Source organism: Nocardioides panacis, assembly GCF_019039255.1.
Classification (GTDB): domain Bacteria; phylum Actinomycetota; class Actinomycetes; order Propionibacteriales; family Nocardioidaceae; genus Nocardioides_B; species Nocardioides_B panacis.
The window spans coordinates 1,282,454-1,302,479 of sequence record NZ_CP077062.1 but is presented as its reverse complement, the minus strand read 5'-3'; the positions used below and the strand labels follow the sequence as shown (position 1 = coordinate 1,302,479).

General features: G+C 70.9%; 16 protein-coding genes and 1 pseudogene. 2 read left to right on the top strand and 15 right to left on the bottom strand.

Annotation, left to right across the window (positions count from 1 at the left end):
- Positions 1-9: 9 nt before the first annotated feature.
- The 7 genes and pseudogenes from KRR39_RS06335 to KRR39_RS06305 all read right to left on the bottom strand — a co-directional run bounded on the left by KRR39_RS06335 (position 10) and on the right by KRR39_RS06305 (position 9,189).
- Complete coding sequence (locus tag KRR39_RS06335; RefSeq protein WP_216941233.1) at positions 10-1,185, bottom strand: ABC transporter ATP-binding protein; 1,176 nt, start codon at positions 1,183-1,185, stop codon at positions 10-12.
- Entirely contained in the window at positions 1,182-2,177 is a 996-nt protein-coding gene (locus KRR39_RS06330; RefSeq protein WP_216941232.1) for an ABC transporter permease, read from the bottom strand. Before KRR39_RS06330 ends, KRR39_RS06335 begins: the two co-directional genes overlap by 4 nt.
- 169 nt (positions 2,178-2,346) lie before the next feature.
- Positions 2,347-4,089: an ABC transporter substrate-binding protein gene (locus tag KRR39_RS06325; RefSeq protein WP_216941231.1), complete on the bottom strand. Its 1,743-nt coding sequence runs from the start codon at positions 4,087-4,089 to the stop codon at positions 2,347-2,349.
- Between the two features lie 73 nt (positions 4,090-4,162).
- Positions 4,163-5,164, bottom strand: a complete 1,002-nt coding sequence (locus tag KRR39_RS06320) for an ABC transporter permease (protein ID WP_216941230.1) — start codon at positions 5,162-5,164, stop codon at positions 4,163-4,165.
- A gap of 162 nt (positions 5,165-5,326) precedes the next feature.
- Positions 5,327-7,123 carry an aspartate--tRNA ligase gene (aspS, locus tag KRR39_RS06315; RefSeq protein WP_216941229.1) on the bottom strand — a complete coding sequence of 599 codons (1,797 nt, stop codon included), beginning with the start codon at positions 7,121-7,123 and terminating at the stop codon, positions 5,327-5,329.
- Positions 7,120-8,500, bottom strand: a pseudogene (gene hisS / locus KRR39_RS06310) (histidine--tRNA ligase). Before hisS ends, aspS begins: the two are co-directional and overlap by 4 nt.
- Entirely contained in the window at positions 8,497-9,189 is a 693-nt protein-coding gene (locus tag KRR39_RS06305; RefSeq protein WP_216941228.1) for an MBL fold metallo-hydrolase, read from the bottom strand. The pseudogene hisS and the gene KRR39_RS06305 overlap by 4 nt, the downstream one beginning before the upstream one ends.
- 127 nt (positions 9,190-9,316) lie before the next feature.
- On the opposite strand from KRR39_RS06305, the gene KRR39_RS06300 reads away from it, so the two are divergent.
- The gene (locus KRR39_RS06300; protein WP_216941227.1) at positions 9,317-9,595 is read left to right on the top strand and encodes a hypothetical protein; all 279 of its coding nucleotides are present in this window, start codon (positions 9,317-9,319) and stop codon (positions 9,593-9,595) included.
- 114 nt (positions 9,596-9,709) lie between these two features.
- Positions 9,710-10,981, top strand: a complete 1,272-nt coding sequence (locus tag KRR39_RS06295) for a DUF349 domain-containing protein (RefSeq protein ID WP_254185552.1) — start codon at positions 9,710-9,712, stop codon at positions 10,979-10,981.
- 132 nt (positions 10,982-11,113) lie between these two features.
- Here the strand turns inward: KRR39_RS06295 and KRR39_RS06290 are convergent, their stop codons facing one another.
- The 8 genes from KRR39_RS06290 to ruvC form a co-directional block, all read right to left on the bottom strand.
- Complete coding sequence (locus KRR39_RS06290) at positions 11,114-13,357, bottom strand: RelA/SpoT family protein (protein ID WP_216941226.1); 2,244 nt, start codon at positions 13,355-13,357, stop codon at positions 11,114-11,116.
- 225 nt (positions 13,358-13,582) lie between these two features.
- Positions 13,583-14,137, bottom strand: a complete 555-nt coding sequence (locus KRR39_RS06285; protein ID WP_254185551.1) for an adenine phosphoribosyltransferase — start codon at positions 14,135-14,137, stop codon at positions 13,583-13,585.
- The gene (secF, locus tag KRR39_RS06280) at positions 14,134-15,381 is read right to left on the bottom strand and encodes a protein translocase subunit SecF (RefSeq protein WP_216941225.1); all 1,248 of its coding nucleotides are present in this window, start codon (positions 15,379-15,381) and stop codon (positions 14,134-14,136) included. Before secF ends, KRR39_RS06285 begins: the two co-directional genes overlap by 4 nt.
- Complete coding sequence (secD, locus tag KRR39_RS06275) at positions 15,381-17,117, bottom strand: protein translocase subunit SecD (RefSeq protein WP_254185550.1); 1,737 nt, start codon at positions 17,115-17,117, stop codon at positions 15,381-15,383. Before secD ends, secF begins: the two co-directional genes overlap by 1 nt.
- 114 nt (positions 17,118-17,231) lie before the next feature.
- A complete protein-coding gene (gene yajC / locus KRR39_RS06270) occupies positions 17,232-17,597 on the bottom strand; it encodes a preprotein translocase subunit YajC (protein ID WP_216941223.1) in 366 nt (121 codons plus the stop codon).
- Positions 17,598-17,723: 126 nt separating this feature from the next.
- A complete protein-coding gene (gene ruvB / locus KRR39_RS06265) occupies positions 17,724-18,836 on the bottom strand; it encodes a Holliday junction branch migration DNA helicase RuvB (protein WP_216941222.1) in 1,113 nt (370 codons plus the stop codon).
- Positions 18,833-19,450, bottom strand: a complete 618-nt coding sequence (ruvA, locus tag KRR39_RS06260) for a Holliday junction branch migration protein RuvA (protein WP_216941221.1) — start codon at positions 19,448-19,450, stop codon at positions 18,833-18,835. The genes ruvB and ruvA overlap by 4 nt, the downstream gene beginning before the upstream one ends.
- Positions 19,447-19,971, bottom strand: a complete 525-nt coding sequence (gene ruvC / locus KRR39_RS06255) for a crossover junction endodeoxyribonuclease RuvC (protein ID WP_216941220.1) — start codon at positions 19,969-19,971, stop codon at positions 19,447-19,449. The genes ruvA and ruvC overlap by 4 nt, the downstream gene beginning before the upstream one ends.
- Positions 19,972-20,026: the final 55 nt, after the last annotated feature.

Sequence of the window (20,026 nt, the reverse complement as noted above, 5' to 3'; positions counted from 1 at the left end):
TTGTCCTCGTCACCCGTTCTCGGGAGCAAAGGACCCGGTGCCGGGCGTCCCGTTGCTGCCGTGCTGGTCGGCGGTGGTGATGCTGTCGGCGATGGTGAGCTCGACCAGGTCGGGCGCGATCTCGGGCAGCACCTCGGACTCGTAGATCGCGTCCGGGTTCGCGAGGTGGCAGCGCCGGGTGTGGTTCGGGCGGTCGCCCAGCTTGAGCTCGGGGAGCTCGGTGCGGCACAGGTCGCCGGGCACCTTGTCGACGTGCGCGCAGCGCGGGTGGAAGGCGCACCCGGTCGGCGGGTCGAGCAGGCTCGGCGGGTTGCCCGGGATCGGGATCAGCCGGGCGCTGGTGTCGGCGTTGACGTCCGGCACGCTGGAGAGCAGCCCCCACGTGTAGGGCATCTCCGGGTGGGTCAGCAGCTCCTTGGTGGGGCCGTGCTCGACCGCCCGGCCGCCGTACATCACCAGCACCTCGTCGGCCATCTCGGCGACCACGCCGAGGTCGTGGGTGATGATAATGATCGCGGAGTTGAAGTCGTGCTGGAGCTCCTGGAGCAGGTCCAGGATCTGTGCCTGCACGGTCACGTCGAGCGCGGTGGTCGGCTCGTCGGCGATCAGCAGCTTGGGGTCGTTGACCAGCGCCATCGCGATCATCGCCCGCTGGCGCATGCCGCCGGAGAACTGGTGCGGGAAGTCGTCGACGCGGCTCTTCGGCTGCGGGATGCCGACCCGGTCGAGCATCTCGATGGCCTTCTTGCGCGCCTGCGACTTGGAGACCTTGTTGTGCGCGACGTACGCCTCGGAGATCTGCGCCCCGATGCTGTAGAAGGGGTGCAGCGAGCTGAGCGGGTCCTGGAAGATCATCGAGACGTCGCCGCCGCGGATGCTGCGCATCTTCTCGCTGGACAGGCCGATGACCTCGCGGCCGCCCACCCGGATCGAGCCGGACATCCGGGTGCGCTTGATGTCGTGCAGCCCCATGATCGCCATCGACGACACGCTCTTGCCGGAGCCGGACTCGCCCACGATGCCGAGGGTCTTGCCCTGCTCGAGGGTGTAGCTCATGTCGGTCACGGCCTGCACGAGGCCGTCGGCGGTCGGGAACCGGACGGTCAGGTCCTCGACGACGAGGTAGGGCTCGTTCGGCTGGGCACCCACCGCGGAGGTCGCGGGGCGCTCGTAGGTCTCGGTCATGACAGGCGCACTCTCGGGTCGATGACGCTGTAGATGATGTCGACGAACAGGTTGGCCGCCACGATGAACGCGGCGCCGATCAGCACGGTCGCGGAGATGATCGGCAGGTCCTTGGTGCCGATCGCCTGCAGCGCGGTCAGGCCGATGCCCTGGATGTCGAAGATCCGCTCGGTGAAGATCGTGCCGGCCAGCAGGTAGGCGAACTCGAGGCCGAAGATCGTGACCACCGGGACGATGGCGGCGCGCAGCGCGTGCCGGAAGGTGACCCGCCGCTCGCTGAGCCCCTTGGCGCGGGCGGTGCGGACGTAGTCCTCGTTCATCGACTCGATCATCGATCCGCGGCTGAACCGGGCGTACTGCGTCGAGGAGCTGATGCCCACCACCAGCCAGGCCAGCAACAGCCCCTTGGCCCAGGCGATCGGGCCGTCGGTCAGCAGCGGGTTGTAGCCGCTCTCCGGGAAGATGCCCCACTTGCTGATCAGCAGCAGGTAGGCCAGCAGGGCGAGGAGGTAGTAGGGGATGGCGTTCACGACGAGCGCCACGCCCACGATGCCCTTGTCCCACCCCGTGCCTCTTCGTCTCGCGGCGAAGATGCCGCTGCTCACGCCCACGACGAGCATGATCACCGCGCCCCCGAGCGCGATCGACAGCGTCGCGGGGAACTTGCCGAGGAGGTAGTCGGTGACGTTCACGCGCAGCTTGAAGGACACCCCGAGGCAGGGTGCGTCGCACTTGATCGTGATCGCACCGGCCTGGAAGTCGTTGCCGACGAAGATGCCCTTCATGTACTCGCCGTACTGCTCCACGACCGGCCGGTCGAGACCGAGCTGGGTGGTGATGGCCTCGAGGCGCTGCGGTGTGCAGCGGGTCTCGGGGCAGTAGGCGAGTGCCGGGTTCGCGGGTCCGTAGAAGAACAGTGCGAACACCGCCATGGACACCACGAGGAGCACGAGCAGCCCCGAGATGACGCGACGCACGATGTAGCCGAACATCCGTGAGTACTCCTCTGGATTCGGAGTGGGGGTGGCCGGGCGGGCCGGTGAGCCGGCCAGGCCGATGGTGCGGTCCGACGATACCGGCACCGCCGAGCGTCCCGATGGGGGCGGGTGGAGGCCCGCCCCCATCGGGGTTCAGCACTCAGTAGGGATCACTGAGCTTCGATCACTTGGTGATGTACATCCGGGCGAACGTCGGCATGCCGCGGACGTTGTCGTTGTCCATGCCGCCGACCTTCGAGCCGTGGATCATGGCCGTGCCGGAGTAGCCGATGTTGACGGCCGGGTAGTACTTCGTCTCCATCGTCTTGTCGAACTCGCCCCAGGCGGGAGCAGCTTCCTCGGGAGTCATGTTGTCGAGGATGTTGTCCTGCTGCTTGTCCATGTCCGCCTCCTTGAAGTTGGCGGGGTTGGGCATGCCCTCCAGGCCGACGAGGCTGCCGGACCACTGGGCCGGGAACCACGAACCGCCGGTCGGCCAGTCCGAGCACCAGCCGCTGGAGCGGATGTTGATCGGCGACTTCGTGTCGGTGCGGTCGGTGCGGATGGTCTCCAGGGTGGAGGCGATCGGAGTCGCCTTGAAGCCGCCGGCCTCGAGACCCTTCACGAGCTCGTTCTTCGCGGCGACGGCCTGGTCGTCGTCGGTCGCGAACAGGAACTTGATCTCGTACTCGCCCGGCGCGTAGCCGGCCTTCTTGAGGAGCTCCTTGGACTTGGCCGGGTCCGTGGTCTTGCCGTCCTGGCCGTCGAGGGCCTGGTAGTCGACACGACCCGCGGTGCCCGGGGGCAGGATGGCGGTGCCGGGGACGCGCGTGACGCCCTCGATCTCGCCGCCGGCCTTCCAAGCAGCCTGGTACGGGTACGCCCAGCCGAGGGCCTGACGGACCTCGAGCTCCTTGATCTTCGTCATGTCGATGAACTGCATGTACGTGCACGGCGAGGTGCCGGTCACGAGACGTGCCTTGTCAGACGAGATCGACCGGTAGGACGACGCGCTCACGTTGTCGTAGGTCAGCGTGGTCTGCGCGGAGCCCTGGTCGTTGATGATCACGTTCTCGAGCTTGGCGGTGTCCTGGCCGAACTTGAAGTCCCAGCCGTCGACCATCTGGATGCGGCCCGGGTCGGTCTTCGGGTCCCACTGGTCGTTCTTGACGAGCTTGAGGCTCGAGCCGGCCTTGTAGTCGGCGTACTTGTACGGGCCGGTCGCCAGCGGGTGCTGCTCGTAGGTCTCCGGGTTGTCCTTGGCCTGCGGGATCGCGGAGAAGGCCGGGAACGAAGCGTAGTAGTCCATGTCGGTGAACGGACGACGCATCTTGATGGTGATGTCGTTGCCGCTGGTCGTGACACCGGCGTAGGCGCCCTTGTCCTTGAACGGGCCCTTGTACTTGTCGCCGTCCAGGAAGAACGTCGTCTGGTACGTCGGGCCGTCCGGGAGCTCGGCGATCGCGAAGGAGCGCTTGACGGCGTACGCGACGTCCTCGGCCTTGACCGGGGTGCCGTCCTCGTACTTCAGGCCGTCACGCAGCGTGAAGGTCCACTCCTTGTTGTCCTGGCTCGGCTTGCCGAGGTCGGTCGCCATGTCGGGGATCAGCTGCATGTCGTTGGAGTCCTCGTCGTACGCGTACTGCGTCAACGAACGGACCACGAGGTCCGACAGGATGGCCGTCGAGTCGGTGTAGTAGGCCCGCGTCGGGTCCAGGGTGGCCGGCACCTGGTTGGTGAGCACCGTGAAGGTGCCCCCCGGGGCGGCGTCGGCCGGGATGGCGGCAGGGGCCTTGGCGTCCGCGTTCTTGAACGAACCGGCGCCACCTCCTGCGCCCAGTGTCGCGTTGTCGCTCGGGCTGCTGGTGTTCCCGCTGCCACCACCACAGGCAGCGAGGGTCATCAGGGCAGCTGCGGCAACAACCACGGCTGGCTTCTTCATACGCATCTAGGTGTACCCACCTTTCTAGGCTGGTCGATGCTTCTCTCGGTCGGTGTGATTACCGACGAGTCTTGGGGTCGAAGGCGTCGCGCACGGCGTCGCCCAGGAGGTTCAGCGCCATGACGAGGAGGAGGATCCCCGCCACCGGCGCGTAGAGGTAGAGCGGGTAGGTGTTGAAGAAGTTCACTGCCTTGTTGATCGTCTGCCCCCACGAGGCGACGCCGACCACTCCGATGCCGAGGTAGGCGAGGCCCGCCTCGGCGGTCACGAACGCCGGGAGACCCAGCGAGATGGACACGATGATCGGGGCGATCAGGTTGGGCAGGAGCTCCTTGAACAGGATGCGCCGGGTCGGCACGCCGATGACGCGGGCGGCCATCACGAACTCCCGCTCGCGCAGGGACAGCACCTCGCCGCGCACCAGGCGGGCCAGGGTCATCCAGCCGAAGAGCGAGAGCACCACCAGCAGCGAGGCGAACTGCCAGAACACCAGCTGGTCGGCGTTCTGGCCGAACCGGCTGACGATGATCGGCGCCAGCGCCAGTGCCACCAGGATGAAGGGCAGCGACAGGAACACGTCGATGAAGAAGTTGATGACCCGGTCGAGCCAGCCGCGGCTGAAGCCGGCGAGCAGGCCGACCACGACGCCGATGAGGGTGGCCACGACCGTCGACACCGTCGCCACGATCAGCGAGGTGCGGGCGCCGTACAGCCACTCGGCGAGGTTGTCGTTCCCGGTGTTCGGCGCGATGCCGAGCGGCGCCTTCCAGGTGAACCCGTGGTCCGGAGGGCCGTAGAGCGGGAAGTTGAACTGGTCCAGGTCGGTGACCGGGTTGCCCTCGTGCAGCTGGACCCCGAACAGCTTCGCGATCAGCGGGGCGAAGGCTGCGATCACCACGAACATCACCACGACGGCCAGGCAGGTCATCGCGATCTTGTCGGCGCGCAGACGGGCCATCGCGATCTGGGTCGGCGACCGACCGGCCACCGTCTTCTTGACGGGTACGGCGGCATCCTCGTGGATGTCGTTCGTCGACAGTTCCGTGGGCTGGATACCCATGGTCACCTTTCTGGTCGAGGCCGGCTTCGGAGCCACTGCCGTCGCCGGGTGAGGCACGCCACAGTTCGACCCTGAGCCGAAGTGGACTCTAGACGACGCCCAGCCAATGTTCGGCGCCCAATCGGTAACGGTTTGATACCAAGCGAAATACCGCGAAACCGGTCAGCCCGCAGGCTCGACCGGAACGGCCCCCGCAGGCGCGGGGCGCGCGTCGACGCCGGCCTCCTTGCGCTGCTCGGGGGTGATCGGCGCCGGTGCCGCGGTGAGCGGGTCGTAGCCGGCACCGGTCTTCGGGAAGGCGATCACGTCGCGGATCGAGTCGGTGCCCGCGAGCAGCGCGACGATCCGGTCCCACCCGAACGCGATGCCGCCGTGCGGCGGGGCGCCGTACTTGAACGCCTGCAGCAGGAACCCGAACTTCTCCTCGGCCTCCGCCTCGGACAGGCCCATCACCGCGAACACCCGCTTCTGCACGTCCTCGCGGTGGATACGGATCGAGCCGCCGCCGATCTCGTTGCCGTTGCAGACGATGTCGTAGGCGTAGGCCAGGGCCTCCCCCGGCTCGGTGTCGAACGTGTCGAGGCAGTCCGGCTTGGGCGAGGTGAACGCGTGGTGCACCGCGGTCCAGGCGCCGCTGCCGACCGCGACGTCACCCGCCGCGGTGGCGTCACCGGCGGGCTCGAACAGCGGCGCGTCGACGACCCACAGGAAGCTCCAGGCCGACTCGTCGATGAGCCCGCAGCGCCGGCCGATCTCCAGCCGGGCGGCGCCCAGCAGGGCGCGCGAGGACTTGACCGGGCCGGCGGCGAAGAACACGCAGTCGCCCGGCTGGGCGCCCACGTGGTCGGCCAGGCCGGCCTTCTCGGTGTCGCTGAGGTTCTTCGCGACCGGCCCGCCGAGCTGGCCGTCGTCCTGCACCAGGACGTAGGCCAGCCCCTTCGCGCCGCGCTGCTTGGCCCACTCCTGCCAGGCGTCCAGCTGCTTGCGCGGCTGGGCGGCTCCCCCGGGCATCACCACGGCCCCGACGTACGGCGCCTGGAAGACCCGGAACGACGTCTCGGAGAAGAACTCGGTGCACTCGGTGAGCTCGAGGTCGACGCGCAGGTCGGGCTTGTCGCTGCCGTAGCGGGCCATCGCCTCGGCGTAGGTCATCCGCGGGATCGGCGTCTTGACGTCGTGCCCGATCAGGCTCCAGACCGCCTTCAGGACGTCCTCGGCCAGCGCGATGACGTCGTCCTGCTCGACGAAGCTCATCTCGATGTCGAGCTGGGTGAACTCGGGCTGCCGGTCGGCGCGGAAGTCCTCGTCGCGGTAGCAGCGGGCGATCTGGAAGTAGCGCTCCATGCCGGCGACCATCAGGAGCTGCTTGAACAGCTGGGGGCTCTGCGGGAGGGCGTACCAGCTGCCCGGCTGCAGGCGCGCGGGCACCAGGAAGTCGCGGGCGCCCTCGGGGGTCGAGCGGGTCAGCGTCGGGGTCTCGATCTCGACGAACCCCTGCTGGTGCAGCACGTCGCGAGCGGCGCGGTTCACCTCGCTGCGCAGCCGCAGCGCGGCGGCGGGGCCGGCCCGGCGCAGGTCGAGGTAGCGGTGCGCGAGGCGCACCTCCTCGCCGACCTCCACGTGCTCGTCGATGGGGAACGGCAGCGGGGCGGCGGCGCTCAGCACCTCGACGCCGTCGCTCGCGGCGATCACCTCGATCTCGCCGGTCGGCAGGTGGGGGTTCTGGTTGCCGGCCGGGCGCGCGGCGACCTCGCCGGTGACCTTCAGGCAGAACTCGGAGCGCAGGTTGTGCGCGACCGCCTCGTCCCGGATCACCACCTGCACGACCCCGGAGGCCTCGCGCAGGTCGATGAAGGCGACGCCGCCGTGGTCCCGTCGCCGGGCCACCCACCCGGCGAGGGTCACGGTCTGTCCGACGTGCTCGGCGCGCAAGCTGCCTGCGTCGTGGGTGCGGATCACTGGTTCTGCTCCTCGTTGTCGGTGCTGCTGGTCGTGCCGGCGGAGACCACCTGCGGTCGCAGGTCCTCGGCCGGCGGGTTCCACTCGTCGGGGTCGGCGTCGGCCTGCGCGCCGCTCCGGATGTCCTTGACCTGGTGGCCCGCGTCCTCGGTGGCCGGGAACCACACGTGCGGGATGCCACGCCGCTCGGCGTACCGGATCTGCTTGCCGAACTTCTGGGCCGCCGCGGCGACCTCGGTCGGGATGCCGCGGGCCCGCAGCCGCTGCGCGACGGCGTCGCTCGCCTCGCGGGACGCCTCGTCGGTGAGCGCGACCAGCACGGCGGACGGCACGGACCGGCTGCCGTCGAGCAGGCCCCGGCTGAGCAGGGGTACGACGGTCCGGGAGATGCCGAAGGAGATCCCGACGCCGGGGTAGGTCGTCCTGCCGTCGGAGGCCAGCGCGTCGTACCGACCACCGCCGCCCACGGACTTGAGGTTCTCGTAACCGTCCATGTAGATCTCGAAGACCGTGCCGGTGTAGTAGTCCAGGCCGCGGGCCAGGCTCAGGCTCGCGACGACCTGGAAGCGGTCGCCGTTCACCGAGGCGCAGCCCTCGACCACGGCGGTCAGCTCGGCGAGCCCGGTGCCCAGCAGCTCGTCGGTGACACCGAGGGCCCGGACCTGCTCGACGAAGGAGGTGTCGGTCGACTCGATGGCGGCCAGCTCCAGGCACTGGTCGGCCTGCTCCCCGGTCAGCCCGCCGTCGGAGGTGAGCAGCCCGCGCACCGCGTCGCGCGGCAGCTTGTCGAGCTTGTCGACGATCGTGATGACGACCGCCGGGTCGGGGGCGCCGATCCCGCGGTAGAAGCCCTCGATCAGCTTGCGGTTGTTCACCCGCAGGCGCATCGGCGGCAGCGGCAGCGTGGAGAGCGCCTCGGCCATCACCCGCGCCACCTCGACGTCGAAGTGGAACGGCAGCTCGTCGCGCATCACCACGTCGATGTCGGCCTGGGTGAACTCGCGGTAGCGGCCCTCCTGCGGCCGCTCGCCGCGCCAGGCCTTCTGGATCTGGTAGCGGCGGAACGGGAACTCCAACTTGCCGGCGTTCTCCAGGACGTAGCGCGCGAACGGCACCGTGAGGTCGAAGTGCAGCCCCAGGCCGGCGTCGGTCCCCCCCGCCGGCGTCCTCCGCCTGCAGCCGGCGCAGCACGTAGACCTCCTTGGAGGTCTCGCCCTTGCGCAGCAGCTGGTCCATCGGCTCCACGGAGCGCGTCTCCAGGCTCGCGAAGCCGTGCAGCTCGAAGGTGCGCCGCAGGCTGTCGGTGACGTGCTGCTCGACGAAGCGCTGCTGCGGGAGCAGCTCGGGGAACCCGCTCAGCGGGGTGGGTTTGCTCATGTCTCGCTTCTCTGGGAGGCCAGGTCGAGGAGGAAGGGGTTGGTGGCGCGCTCGCGGCCGATGCTGGTCTGCTCGCCGTGCCCGGGGAGCACCACGACGTCGTCGGACAGCGGCAGCACCTTCTCGCGCAGGCTGCGCAGCATCGTCGGGTGGTCGCCGCCGGGCAGGTCGGTGCGGCCGATGGAGCCCGCGAACAGGAGGTCGCCGGAGAACATCAGCTCGGAGACGTCGGCCTCGCCGTACGGCGTCCGGAACGTGACCGAGCCCTCCGTGTGGCCCGGGGTGTGGTCCACGACGAACTCCAGGCCGGCCAGCGTCAGCGTCTGCAGGTCGGCCAGCTCGGCGACCCGGTCGGGCTCGGCGAACTCGTACTTCCCGCCGAGCAGCATCCCGGCGGTCTCCTTCGACATCCCGGCCATCGGGTCCGAGAGCAGGTGCCGGTCGCGCGGGTGGATGTAGGCGGTGGCGTCGTACGTCCCGGCGACCGGCGCGACGCACCACATGTGGTCGATGTGACCGTGCGAGACCAGCACCGCGGTGGGCTTGAGCCGGTGCTCGCGGACCACGTCGGCGACACCCGGCGCGGCGTCCTTCCCGGGGTCGACGACCACGCACTCGGCGCCGGGGCCGGTGGCGACGACGTAGCAGTTGGTGCCCCACGGGCCGGCGGGGAAGCCTGCGATCAGCACGACCACGCACTCCTGTCCTGCTCGGGTTGTCTGGCGCGTGCAGCCTACCGAGGGCGTCGGGTACGGCGTGCAGGCGGACCGTCCGCTCACCTGCTGCGCCGGTGCCGCACGCTCTAGACTCCCGTGCGTGGTCACCAAGAAGAGACGGCGCACGCAGCTGGCCCGGGCCGGCGCGCAGCGTCAACAGCTCCGTCGGGCCCAGCGTGCGCGGCGCCGGCGACGCACCCGGCTGGTGCTCACCGCCGTGGCGGTCGTGGTCGTCCTGGCCGGCCTGGTGACCTGGATCGTGCTGCACGCCAAGGACAGCGGGTCGGCGGCTTCGGCGCGGGGTGACTACGCTTCACTCGTAGACCTGGCCCAGCACCAGCCGACCGGCCAGGCGACGACTGCAGAGGGAGCCCGGTGAACACCCCGGACAGCACGCCGGAGAACACGTCCACCCACGAGGACCGCCCGAGCGACGGCGTGCCCGCAGCGGTGCCGGCGCCCCCCGGCTCCACGCCCCCGACCGGCCGGCCCCGTGCCCCGGCCCGGCCCGGGCGCCGCGGCCGCTCCCGTGCCCGGTCCGCCCGCCCAGCAGTGGGGCCGGGTCGCGGAGGACGGCACCGTGTTCGTGCGCACCGCCGACGGCGAGCGGGCGGTCGGGCAGATGCCCGACGCGACCCCGGCCGAGGCGATGGCGTTCTTCACCCGCCGCTACGCCGACCTCGCCTTCGAGGTCGAGCTGCTCGAGCAGCGGGTCGCCGCGGGCACCCTGTCCCCCGACGAGGCCGCCGCGTCGGTCAAGCAGGTCCACGCGACCCTGCAGGACGCCCAGGCCGTCGGTGACCTCGCCGGTCTGGACGCCCGGCTCGGCGCGCTGAACGAGTCGATCGGCGCGCAGCGCGAGCTGCGCCGCGTGGAGCGGGCCCGCAAGCTCGAGGGCGCCAAGGCGGACAAGGAGCGGATCGCCGACGAGGCCGAGAGGCTGTCCACCGGCAACGACTGGCGCAACGGCGCCAACCGGCTGCGCCAGCTGCTCGACGAGTGGAAGGCGCTCCCCCGGCTCGAGAAGTCGGTCGACGACTCCCTGTGGCGCCGGTTCTCGACCGCCCGGACGACGTACACCCGGCGCCGGAAGGCGCACTTCGCGGACCTGAACGAGAAGCGGGACGACGCGCGGGTCGTCAAGGAGAAGCTGGCCACCGAGGCCGAGGCGCTCGCGTCCTCGACCGACTGGGGCGCCACCGCCGGCCGCTACCGCGACCTGATGCGGGAGTGGAAGGCCGCCGGCCCGGCACCCAAGGGCGTCGACGACCAGCTCTGGGCCCGGTTCCGCGGCGCGCAGGACACCTTCTTCGGCAACCGGGACCGCGCCAACGCGGAGCTGGACGCGGAGTTCGCGGTCAACGCCGAGAAGAAGGAGGCCCTGCTCGTCGAGGCCGAGAAGCTCGTGCCGGTCACCGACCTCAAGGCCGCCAAGGAGGCGTTCCGCGTGATCGCGGAGCGCTGGGACGAGGCGGGCAAGGTGCCCCGGGACCGGATGAAGGAGCTCGAGGGCCGGATCCGCGCCGTCGAGCAGGCGATCCGCGGGGTCGAGGACGACCAGTGGAAGCGCAGCGACCCCGAGAAGTCCGCCCGCGCCGACGACATGGTGTCCAAGCTCGAGAAGGCCTGCGCGGACCTGGAGGCCGACCTCGAGAAGGCCCGGGCGGCGGGCAACGCCCAGCAGGTCGCCGAGATCGAGGAGAACCTCGCGTCCCGCCGGTCCTTCCTCGACATGGCCCGCCGTGCCGCCCAGGACTTCGGCTGACCCGGCGCTTCTGGCGGCGCTGGGAGCGCTGACCCGGCGCATCTGGTGGTCGCCTGCGGCGTGCTCCCCGCGTCCGGTGGCCACCCTGCCGGGTGGTCGCCGACCCGGCTCCGCGTAGTCGCGCTGCGCGCGCTACTGGGTGACGCGGTAGGCGTCGAAGACGCCGTCGACGGAGCGCACGGCCTTCAGCACGTGACCGAGGTGCTTGGGGTCGGCCATCTCGAAGGTGAACCGGCTCTTCGCGACCCGGTCACGGGTGGTCTGCAGGGTCGCGGCCAGGATGTTCACGTGCACGTCGGAGAGCACCTTGGTGATGTCGGACAGCAACCGGTTGCGGTCGAGCGCCTCGACCTGGATGTTCACCAGGAACATCGACTGGGCGGTCGGCGCCCACTCCACCTCGACGAGCCGCTCCGGCTGCGCGGTGAGGCTCTGCGCGTTGGTGCAGTCCGAGCGGTGCACCGAGACGCCCGCGCCGCGGGTGACGAAGCCGATGATCGGGTCGCCGGGCACCGGGGTGCAGCACTTGGCGAGCTTCACCCAGACGTCGGAGAGGTCCTTGACGATCACCCCGGCGTCGCCGCCGATGGGCCGCTTGAGCCGGGCGTCGGTGGTGATCGTGACGCCCTCGGCCAGGTCCTCGGCCGCGCCCTCCTCGCCGCCGAACAGGTCGATCACGCGTCGTACGACGGTCTGCGCACCGATGTTGCCCTCGCCGACCGCGGCGTAGAGCGAGGAGACGTCGGCCAGCCGCATCTCGGCGGCCACCGTGGTCAGCGTCTCGTGGGTGAGCAGCCGCTTGAGGGGCTGGTTCTCCTTGCGCATCAGCCGGGCGATCTGGTCCTTGCCCTGCTCGATGGCCTCCTCGCGGCGCTCCTTGGTGAACCACTGGCGGATCTTGTTGCGGGCCCGCGGCGACTGGACGTAGCCCAGCCAGTCGCGGCTCGGCGCCGCGTTGGGGGCCTTCGAGGTGAACACCTCGACGACGTCGCCGTTGTCCAGCTTGGACTCCAGCGGCACCAGCCGGCCGTTCACCCGGGCGCCGATCGTGCGGTGCCCGACCTCGGTGTGGATCGCGTAGGCGAAGTCCACCGGCGAGGAGCCGGTGGGCAGCGCGATCACGTCCCCGCGCGGGGTGAAGACGTAGACCTCCGCGGAGTTGATCTCGAAGCGCAGCGACTCCAGGAACTCGCCCGGGTCCTCGGTCTCCTGCTGCCAGTCGAGCAGCTGGCGGACCCAGGCCATGTCGGCGTTGCCGTCCGGGTTGAACGCCGTCGCGGCCTTGCTGTCGTCGCCGGAGCGCTGGTGCTCCTTGTACTTCCAGTGCGCGGCGATGCCGTACTCCGCACGGCGGTGCATCGCGAAGGTGCGGATCTGCAGCTCGACGGGCTTGCCCTGCAGGCCGATCACCGTCGTGTGCAGCGACTGGTACATGTTGAACTTCGGCATCGCCACGAAGTCCTTGAACCGGCCCGGCACCGGGTTCCAGCGGTTGTGCAGCACGCCGAGCACGGCGTAGCAGTCGCGGTCGTCCTCGACGAGGATCCGGATGCCCACCAGGTCGTAGATGTCGGAGAAGTCCCGGCCGCGGACGATCATCTTCTGGTAGATCGAGTAGTAGTGCTTGGGCCGGCCGGTCACCATCGCCTTGATCTTGGCGTCCCGCAGGTCGCTCTCGACCTGGTCGATCACCTGGGCCAGGAACTGGTCCCGCGACGGCGCCCGGTCGGCGACGAGGCGGACGATCTCGTCGTACATCTTGGGGTGCAGGGTCGCGAACGCGAGGTCCTCGAGCTCCCACTTGAGGGTGTTCATGCCGAGCCGGTGGGCCAGCGGCGCGTAGATGTCGAGCGTCTCGCGGGCGACCCGCTCCTGCTTCTCCTGCTTGAGGTAGCGCAGGGTGCGCATGTTGTGCAGCCGGTCGGCCAGCTTGATGACCAGCACCCGGATGTCGCGGCTCATCGCGACGATCATCTTGCGGATGGTCTCGGCCTGGGCGCTGTCGCCGTACTTCACCTTGTCGAGCTTGGTGACGCCGTCGACGAGCGCCGCCACCTCGTCGCCGAAGTCCGCGCGCAGCTGGTCCAGGGTGTACGGCGTGTCCTCGACCGTGTCGTGCAGCAGCGCCGCGACCAGCGTCGGCTCGGTCATGCCGATGTCCGCGAGGATCGTGGTCACCGCGAGCGGGTGGGTGATGTAGGGGTCACCGCTCTTGCGGACCTGGACGTCGTGCATCTTCTCGGCGGTCAGGTAGGCGCGCTCCAGCAGCTCGAGGTCCGCCTTGGGGTGGTTCGCCCGCACCGCGCGGTAGAGCGGCTCCAGCACCGGGTTGCCGGTCGTGCTCTTGGTGGCCATCCGGGCCAGCCGGGCGCGCATCCGGCGGCCCGCGGGGCCACCCCGGTCTGCGCTCGCGGAGCCGGGGCAGCCTTCGCCGGGACGGCCTTGCTCGCGGCGGTCTTGGCCGGCGCCACGTCGACGGCGGCGGAGTCCTGGGGCGCGCCCGTGGTCGGGCTCGCTACGCGTTCCTCGGCCACACCAGCTCCTGCACTCTCGGCACTCCCGGGCAGACTCCCCCTAGTCTACGTGCGAGCCGGGTGGGAGTCAGACCGTCTGCAGGCTGTGCAGCGGCAGACCGTCGATGGCGTCGCGCCCGGACAGGAACGACAGCTCCATCAGGACCGCGAACGCGTGCACCGTGCCGCCGCAGAGCTCGACCAGCCGGCGCGTCGCGTCGGCGGTCCCGCCGGTGGCGAGCACGTCGTCGACGAGCAGCACCCGGTCGCCCGGGTCGATGCTGTCGCGGTGCACCTCGAGCGTCGCCTCGCCGTACTCCAGGGCGTAGGAGACGGCGTGCGTCGCACCGGGCAGCTTGCCGGCCTTGCGCACCGGCACGAAGCCGGTGCCCAGGGCCAGGGCGACCGGCGCCGCGAGGATGAACCCGCGGGCCTCCATCCCGGCGACCTTGTCGACCACCACGGTGCCGTCGGCGTCGCGACCCGCGTCGGCCAGCGCCGAGACCACCTCGGTGAAGGCGGCGTGGTCGGCCAGCAGCGGGGTGATGTCCTTGAACACCACGCCGGGCTCCGGGAAGTCCGGGACGTCCCGGATCAGCTGCCGCAGCCGCTCGTCGAGGCCGGCGTGGACGGGCTGGGTCACGGCTTGCCCCGGCGGGAGCGCGGCTTGCGGCTCGGCTGCGCGCGCTTGGCCGACGCCGACGGGGACACCGGCCGCGAGGCGGGCCGCTCCCCCGCGGTGTAGCGGGCCGGGCGCGACGGCGACGCCGCCGGGACGCCCTCGTCGCCGGCCGCGGGACGGTCCTCGCCGGTGGGCCGGTCGGCCCCCGGCTCGTCCTGCAGCGGCATGTCCTCGGAGAACGCGGGGACGGTGGCGTACGGGTCGACGTTCTTGCGCTGCCGGTGCCGCAGCGCCCGCGCGTCCCCTGCCTTGATCCCGGGCTCGAGCTCCTTGAGCTGTACGACGAGCGGGGTGGCGATGAAGATCGAGGAGTACGCGCCGGCCGCCATGCCGACGAACAGCGCGAGCGCGAGGTCCTTGAGCGCACCCGAGCCGAGCGACACCACGCCGACGTACAGCAGCGCGCCGACCGGGAGCAGCGCCACGATCGAGGTGTTGATCGAGCGGACCAGGGTCTGGTTGACCGCGAGGTTCGCGGCCTCGGCGTAGGTCTTGCGGGTGCGCGAGAGGTTCTTGGTGTTCTCGCGGACCTTGTCGAACACCACCACGGTGTCGTACAGCGAGAAGCCCAGGATGGTCAGGATGCCGGTGACGGTGGCCGGCGTGACCTCGAACCCGGACAGCGCGTAGACGCCGACCGTGATCAGCAGGTCGTGCGCCAGCGCGACGATGGCGCCGACGGACATCTTCCACTCGCGGAAGTACGCCCAGATGAACAGCACCACCAGCACCAGGAAGACCACCAGGCCGAGCAGCGCCCGTTGCGCGACCTGGGCGCCCCAGGTCGCGCCGATGGCGTCCCGGCTGACGTCGGTCGGGTGGACCGTGTCCCGGATCGTCTTCTCGATCGCGGTCGCCTGGTCGTTGCTCAGCGGCTCGGTCTGGATCCGGATGTTGTCCGAGCCGGAGGTGTTCACGATCGGCGACTCGGCGGCCGGGATGTTCGAGTCGAGCGCGGTCCGGGCGACCGCGTCGCGGATCTTCGCGACGTTGGCCTGGGTGGCCTGCCCGGACTGCATGGAGACGCGGTACTCCACGCCGCCCTCGAACTCGATGCCCAGGTTGAGGCCCTTGCCCAGCAGCCCGTAGAGCGCCAGCACCACGATCAGCCCCGAGAAGGAGTACCAGAGCCACTTGCGGCCGATGAAGTCGATGGAGACCTTGCCCTCGTAGAGGGAGTGTCCGAGGTTCGACAGCTTGCTCATCAGGCGTTACCTCCGGCGGACGCGGGACGCGAGGTCCCGGTGGCTTCTCGACTGGTGCCGACGTGGTCGGGGGACAGACCCGACCACTTGTTGCCGGAGTAGAAGAAGCGGAACGTGGCGAGCCAGGACACCATCGGCTTGGTGAACAGGAAGAACACCACCAGGTCGATGACCGTGCTGATGCCGAGCGCGAACGCGAAGCCCTTGACCACGCCGATCGAGAAGACGTAGAGCACGACCGCGGCGAGCAGGGACACCGCGTCGGCGGCCAGGCAGGTGGCCCGGGCCCGGACCCAGCCGGCCTCGACGGCGACGCGCATGGACTTGCCCTCGCGCATCTCGTCGCGGATGCGTTCGAAGTAGACGATGAACGAGTCGGCGGTGATGCCGATGGCCACGATGAGTCCGGCGATGCCCGGCAGGGTGAGCGTGAAGCCGACCGCCTGGCTCATGGCCAGTACGACGGCGTAGGTCACCAGACCGGCGATCAGCAGGGACGCGACCACCACCAGGCCGAGGCCCCGGTAGTAGAGCAGGCAGTAGATCAGCACCAGGCCGAGACCGATCGCACCGGCGATCAGGCCGGCGGAGAGCTGGTCGGAGGCCAGCGTCGGGCCCTCCTCGGTCACCACCGGGACGGTGAACTTCAGCGGCAGGGCACCGTACTTCAGGCTGTTCGCCAGCGTCTGCGCCTCGGTCTGGGAGAAGTTTCCGCTGATCTCGGCCTGCCCGTTGGGGATCACGCCGTTCACGGTCGGGGCGGAGATCACCTTGCCGTCCAGCACGATCGCGAACTGCTTCTGCTGCCCGGTCAGCGGGCTGGTCTGGTTGGCGATGGCGCGGGTGACGTTGGCGAAGGTGGTGCGCGCCGCGCCGCCGAAGGTCAGGTTGACGACCCACTGCACCTGGTTCTGCGGGATGCCCGCCTCGGCCTTCTTCAGCTGGGTGCCCTCGATGAGCGAGGCGGACAGCAGGAACTTGTTGCCGTCCTGGTCGCAGGTCACGAGCGGCTGCGACTTGATGTCGTCGACCGGGGCGGAGGCCTTGTTGCCCGTGGGGCAGGTGAACTCGGTGAACTTCTTGAGCCACTTGGTGCCCGGGTTGTCCATCCACTTCAGCGGCTGGTCGACCGGGGCGCCCGCGGGGTTCGCGGTCGGCGCCGCCGAGGGCGAGACGGTGGCCGGCGCGGACGGGGCAGCGCTCGGGGACGCGCTCGGCTTCTTGGTGGGGCTGGCCGAGGGCTTGGCCTTGTCGAGGTGCGCGCCGGCGAACGGCGGGCGGCCCTTCGGGGTGGCGGTCGGGGACGGCTTCGTGGCGGTCGCGCCGCCGGACGGCGACGCGGAGCCGCTCGGTGCCGCGGAGCCGCTCGGGGAGGCCGCACCACTGGGCGAAGCGCTCGGGGAGGCCTGCGGCTGGCCCGGCGCCTGCAGGGCGACCAGCCGGAAGCGCAGCTGGGCGGTCTGCTTCACGGTGTCGACGAGGTTGCCGCGCGGCGGGCCGGGGACCTCGACGACGATGTTCTGGCCGCCCTGGGTGGAGACCTCGGCCTCCGCGACACCGCTGCCGTTGACCCGCTGGTCGATGATCCCGCGGGCCTCCTCGAGGCTCGCCGCGTCCGGCTTCTGGCCGTTCTCGGTGCGGGCCTCGAGCGTGATCCGCGTGCCGCCCTGCAGGTCGAGGCCCAGCTTGGGCTTCCACTCACCGCTGAGCGCCACGCCGCCGTACAGCGCCGCCACGACCAATCCGAACACAATGAGTCGGCGCCCGGGACGGGCCGTCTTACTCGCCACTGCTACTCGCTCCTCGTCGACCGGGGCGGGCCCCGTCGGTGTGTTGCCGGTCGGTGATGCTTACGGGTGACGCTCGTCGCCGGGCTGGTCCCGGTCGTCGTCCACGTCGCCGGGGTGCCGCTCGTCGAGCTCGTCGTGCGCGCCGCCCAGGTCGTGGGTGCCCTCGCCGGGCTCCAGCACCTTCACGACGGCCTGACGGGCCACCTTGACGGTGGTGCCGGGGGCCAGCTCGAGGTCGAGGGTGTCGTCGCCGACGGAGACCACGGTGCCGTAGAACCCCGAGCCGAGCATCACCTCGGTGCCCGGGCCGATCGAGGACTGCGTGCGTGCCAGGTCCTGCTGGCGGCGCCGCTGCGGGCGCACGATCAGGAACCAGAAGACGAGCGCGATCAGGACGAACGGCAGGAAACCTGCCAGGTCTTTCACGGAAGAAGCACCTCAGTACGGGGTTCGGGCATGACGAAGAGCCGAGAGTCTCGACCGAGGATCGAGTGTAACCGGCGTGGCACCGGCGGACCGACCGGAGTGGTCCTCCCGCGCGTCACGGTTCGGTCACTCGTCGGTGTCGAACAGCCCCGGCTCTCCCGCGGACACCGCCGGCGGGCTCCCGAACGGCGCGTTCGCCGGTGCCGTGAGCCCGAGGTGCTGCCACGCGGCCGGGGTGGCGACCCGCCCGCGCGGCGTCCGGGCCAGGAAGCCGCAGCGCACCAGGAACGGCTCGGCGACCTCCTCGACGGTCTCCCGCTCCTCCCCCACGGCGACCGCCAGCGTGGACACCCCGACGGGGCCGCCGGCGAACCGTCGGCACAGCACGTCGAGCACGGCCCGGTCGAGCCGGTCCAGACCCGACTCGTCGACCTCGTAGAGGTCCAGGGCCTGGTGGGCCACCCCGAGGGTGACCACGCCGTCGGCGCGCACCTGGGCGAAGTCGCGGACCCGGCGCAGCAGCCGGTTGGCGATCCGGGGCGTGCCCCGCGAGCGGGAGGCGATCTCCGCCGCCCCCTCGTCGGTGAGGTCGACGCCGAGCAGGCCCGCGGACCGGCGCACGATCTGGTCCAGCTCGCCCACCTCGTAGAACTCCAGGTGCGCGGTGAACCCGAACCGGTCGCGCAGCGGGCCCGGCAGCAGGCCCGCCCGGGTCGTGGCACCGACCAGCGTGAAGGGCGGGATCTCCAGCGGGATCGCGGTGGCGCCGGGGCCCTTGCCGATGACGACGTCGACCCGGAAGTCCTCCATCGCCATGTAGAGCATCTCCTCGGCGGGACGCGACATCCGGTGGATCTCGTCGACGAACAGCACGTCCCCGTCGTTCATCCCGGACAGGATCGCCGCCAGGTCGCCGGCGTGCGTGATCGCCGGACCCGAGGTGAGCCGCAGCGGGGTGCTCATCTCCGCGGCGATGATCATCGCCAGCGTCGTCTTGCCCAGACCGGGCGGACCGGACAGCAGCACGTGGTCGGGGGCCCGCTCCCGGGCCCGGGCCGCCTCCAGCACCAGCGACAGCTGCTCGCGGACCCGCTCCTGCCCGATGACCTCGGCCAGGCTGGTCGGCCGCAGCGCCGCCTCCACCGCCCGGTCGTCGCCGTCGGCCTCGCCGCCCACGACGCCCCGGCTCTCGACGTACGCCGCCTCGGCCGCCGCGAGGGCCGCCTCGTCGGCGCTCATGCCTTGCTCAGCGTCCGCAGGGCGGCCCGGAGCAGGGCTGCGACGTCGGGAGCGGCCCCGGAGACGGTGTCCGCGTCGGGGGCGACCGCCTCGACGGCGTGGTCGGCCTCCTTGCCGGACCAGCCGAGCCCGACCAGGCCGGCGTGCACCTGGGCGCGCCAGGCGTCCTCCGCGGGGACTGCCGGACGGGGCCGGTGCACGCCGCCGCCGAGCGGCACACCGATCCGGTCCTTGAGCTCGAGGATGATCCGCTGCGCGCCCTTCTGGCCGATGCCCGGCACCCGGGTCAGCGTCGGGACGTCACCCGCGGTCACGGCCCGGCGCAGCTCGTCGGGCGTGAGCACCGCCAGCATCGCCTGGGCCAGCTTGGGGCCGACGCCGCTCGAGGTCTGGAGCAGCTCGAAGAGGCTCTTCTCGTCCTCGTCGAGGAAGCCGAACAGGGTCAGGGACTCCTCGCGGACGACCATGCTGGTGGGCAGTGTCGCGGGACTGCCGATCCGCAGGGTGGCCAGCGTGTGCGGGGTGCAGACCAGCTCGAGGCCGACGCCGCCGACCTCCAGGACCGCGGAGCCGAGCGTGACGTCGGCGACGGTGCCCCTCACGAATGCGATCACCGGGTCGTCCTTCCTGTCGCGGCCATCGCCGCGTCGATGCGGGCCTGCGCGCTGCCGCGCCAGATGTGGCAGATCGCCAGCGCGAGCGCGTCGGCGGCGTCCGCGGGCTTGGGGGGTGCGTCGAGCCGCAGCAGCCGGGTGACCATCGCGCCGACCTGCGCCTTGTCGGCGCGGCCGCTGCCGCTGACCGCCGCCTTGACCTCGCTGGGGGTGTGCAGCGCGACCGGCAGGCCGCGGCGGGCCGCGACCAGCAGCGCGATGCCGCTGGCCTGCGCGGTGCCCATGACCGTGCGGACGTTGTGCTGGCTGAACACCCGCTCGACCGCGACGGCGTCGGGTCGGTGCAGGTCGAGCCAGGCCTCGATGCCGCGCTCGATCTCGCACAGCCGCAGGGCCAGGTCCAGGTCGGGTGGGGTGCGCACGACCCCGACCGCCACCATGCTCAGCGGCCGGCCGACCGAGCCCTCGACCACGCCCAGGCCGCAGCGGGTCAGGCCGGGGTCGATTCCGAGCACGCGCATGCAGAAGCCTCTCGTCCGAACACCTGTTCGGACCACGCTAGCCGAGTCCGGACCG

Excerpts from the sequence above, each read along its gene's own strand:
- KRR39_RS06335 (WP_216941233.1), bottom strand. The coding sequence starts at position 1,185 with ATGACCGAGACCTACGAGCGCCCCGCGACCTCCGCGGTGGGTGCCCAG.
- KRR39_RS06330 (WP_216941232.1), bottom strand. The coding sequence starts at position 2,177 with ATGTTCGGCTACATCGTGCGTCGCGTCATCTCGGGGCTGCTCGTGCTC.
- KRR39_RS06320 (WP_216941230.1), bottom strand. The coding sequence starts at position 5,164 with ATGGGTATCCAGCCCACGGAACTGTCGACGAACGACATCCACGAGGAT.
- KRR39_RS06290 (WP_216941226.1), bottom strand. The coding sequence starts at position 13,357 with ATGCGCGCCCGGCTGGCCCGGATGGCCACCAAGAGCACGACCGGCAAC.
- secF (WP_216941225.1), bottom strand. The coding sequence starts at position 15,381 with ATGAGCAAGCTGTCGAACCTCGGACACTCCCTCTACGAGGGCAAGGTC.
- ruvB (WP_216941222.1), bottom strand. The coding sequence starts at position 18,836 with ATGAGCGCCGACGAGGCGGCCCTCGCGGCGGCCGAGGCGGCGTACGTC.
- ruvC (WP_216941220.1), bottom strand. The coding sequence starts at position 19,971 with ATGCGCGTGCTCGGAATCGACCCCGGCCTGACCCGCTGCGGCCTGGGC.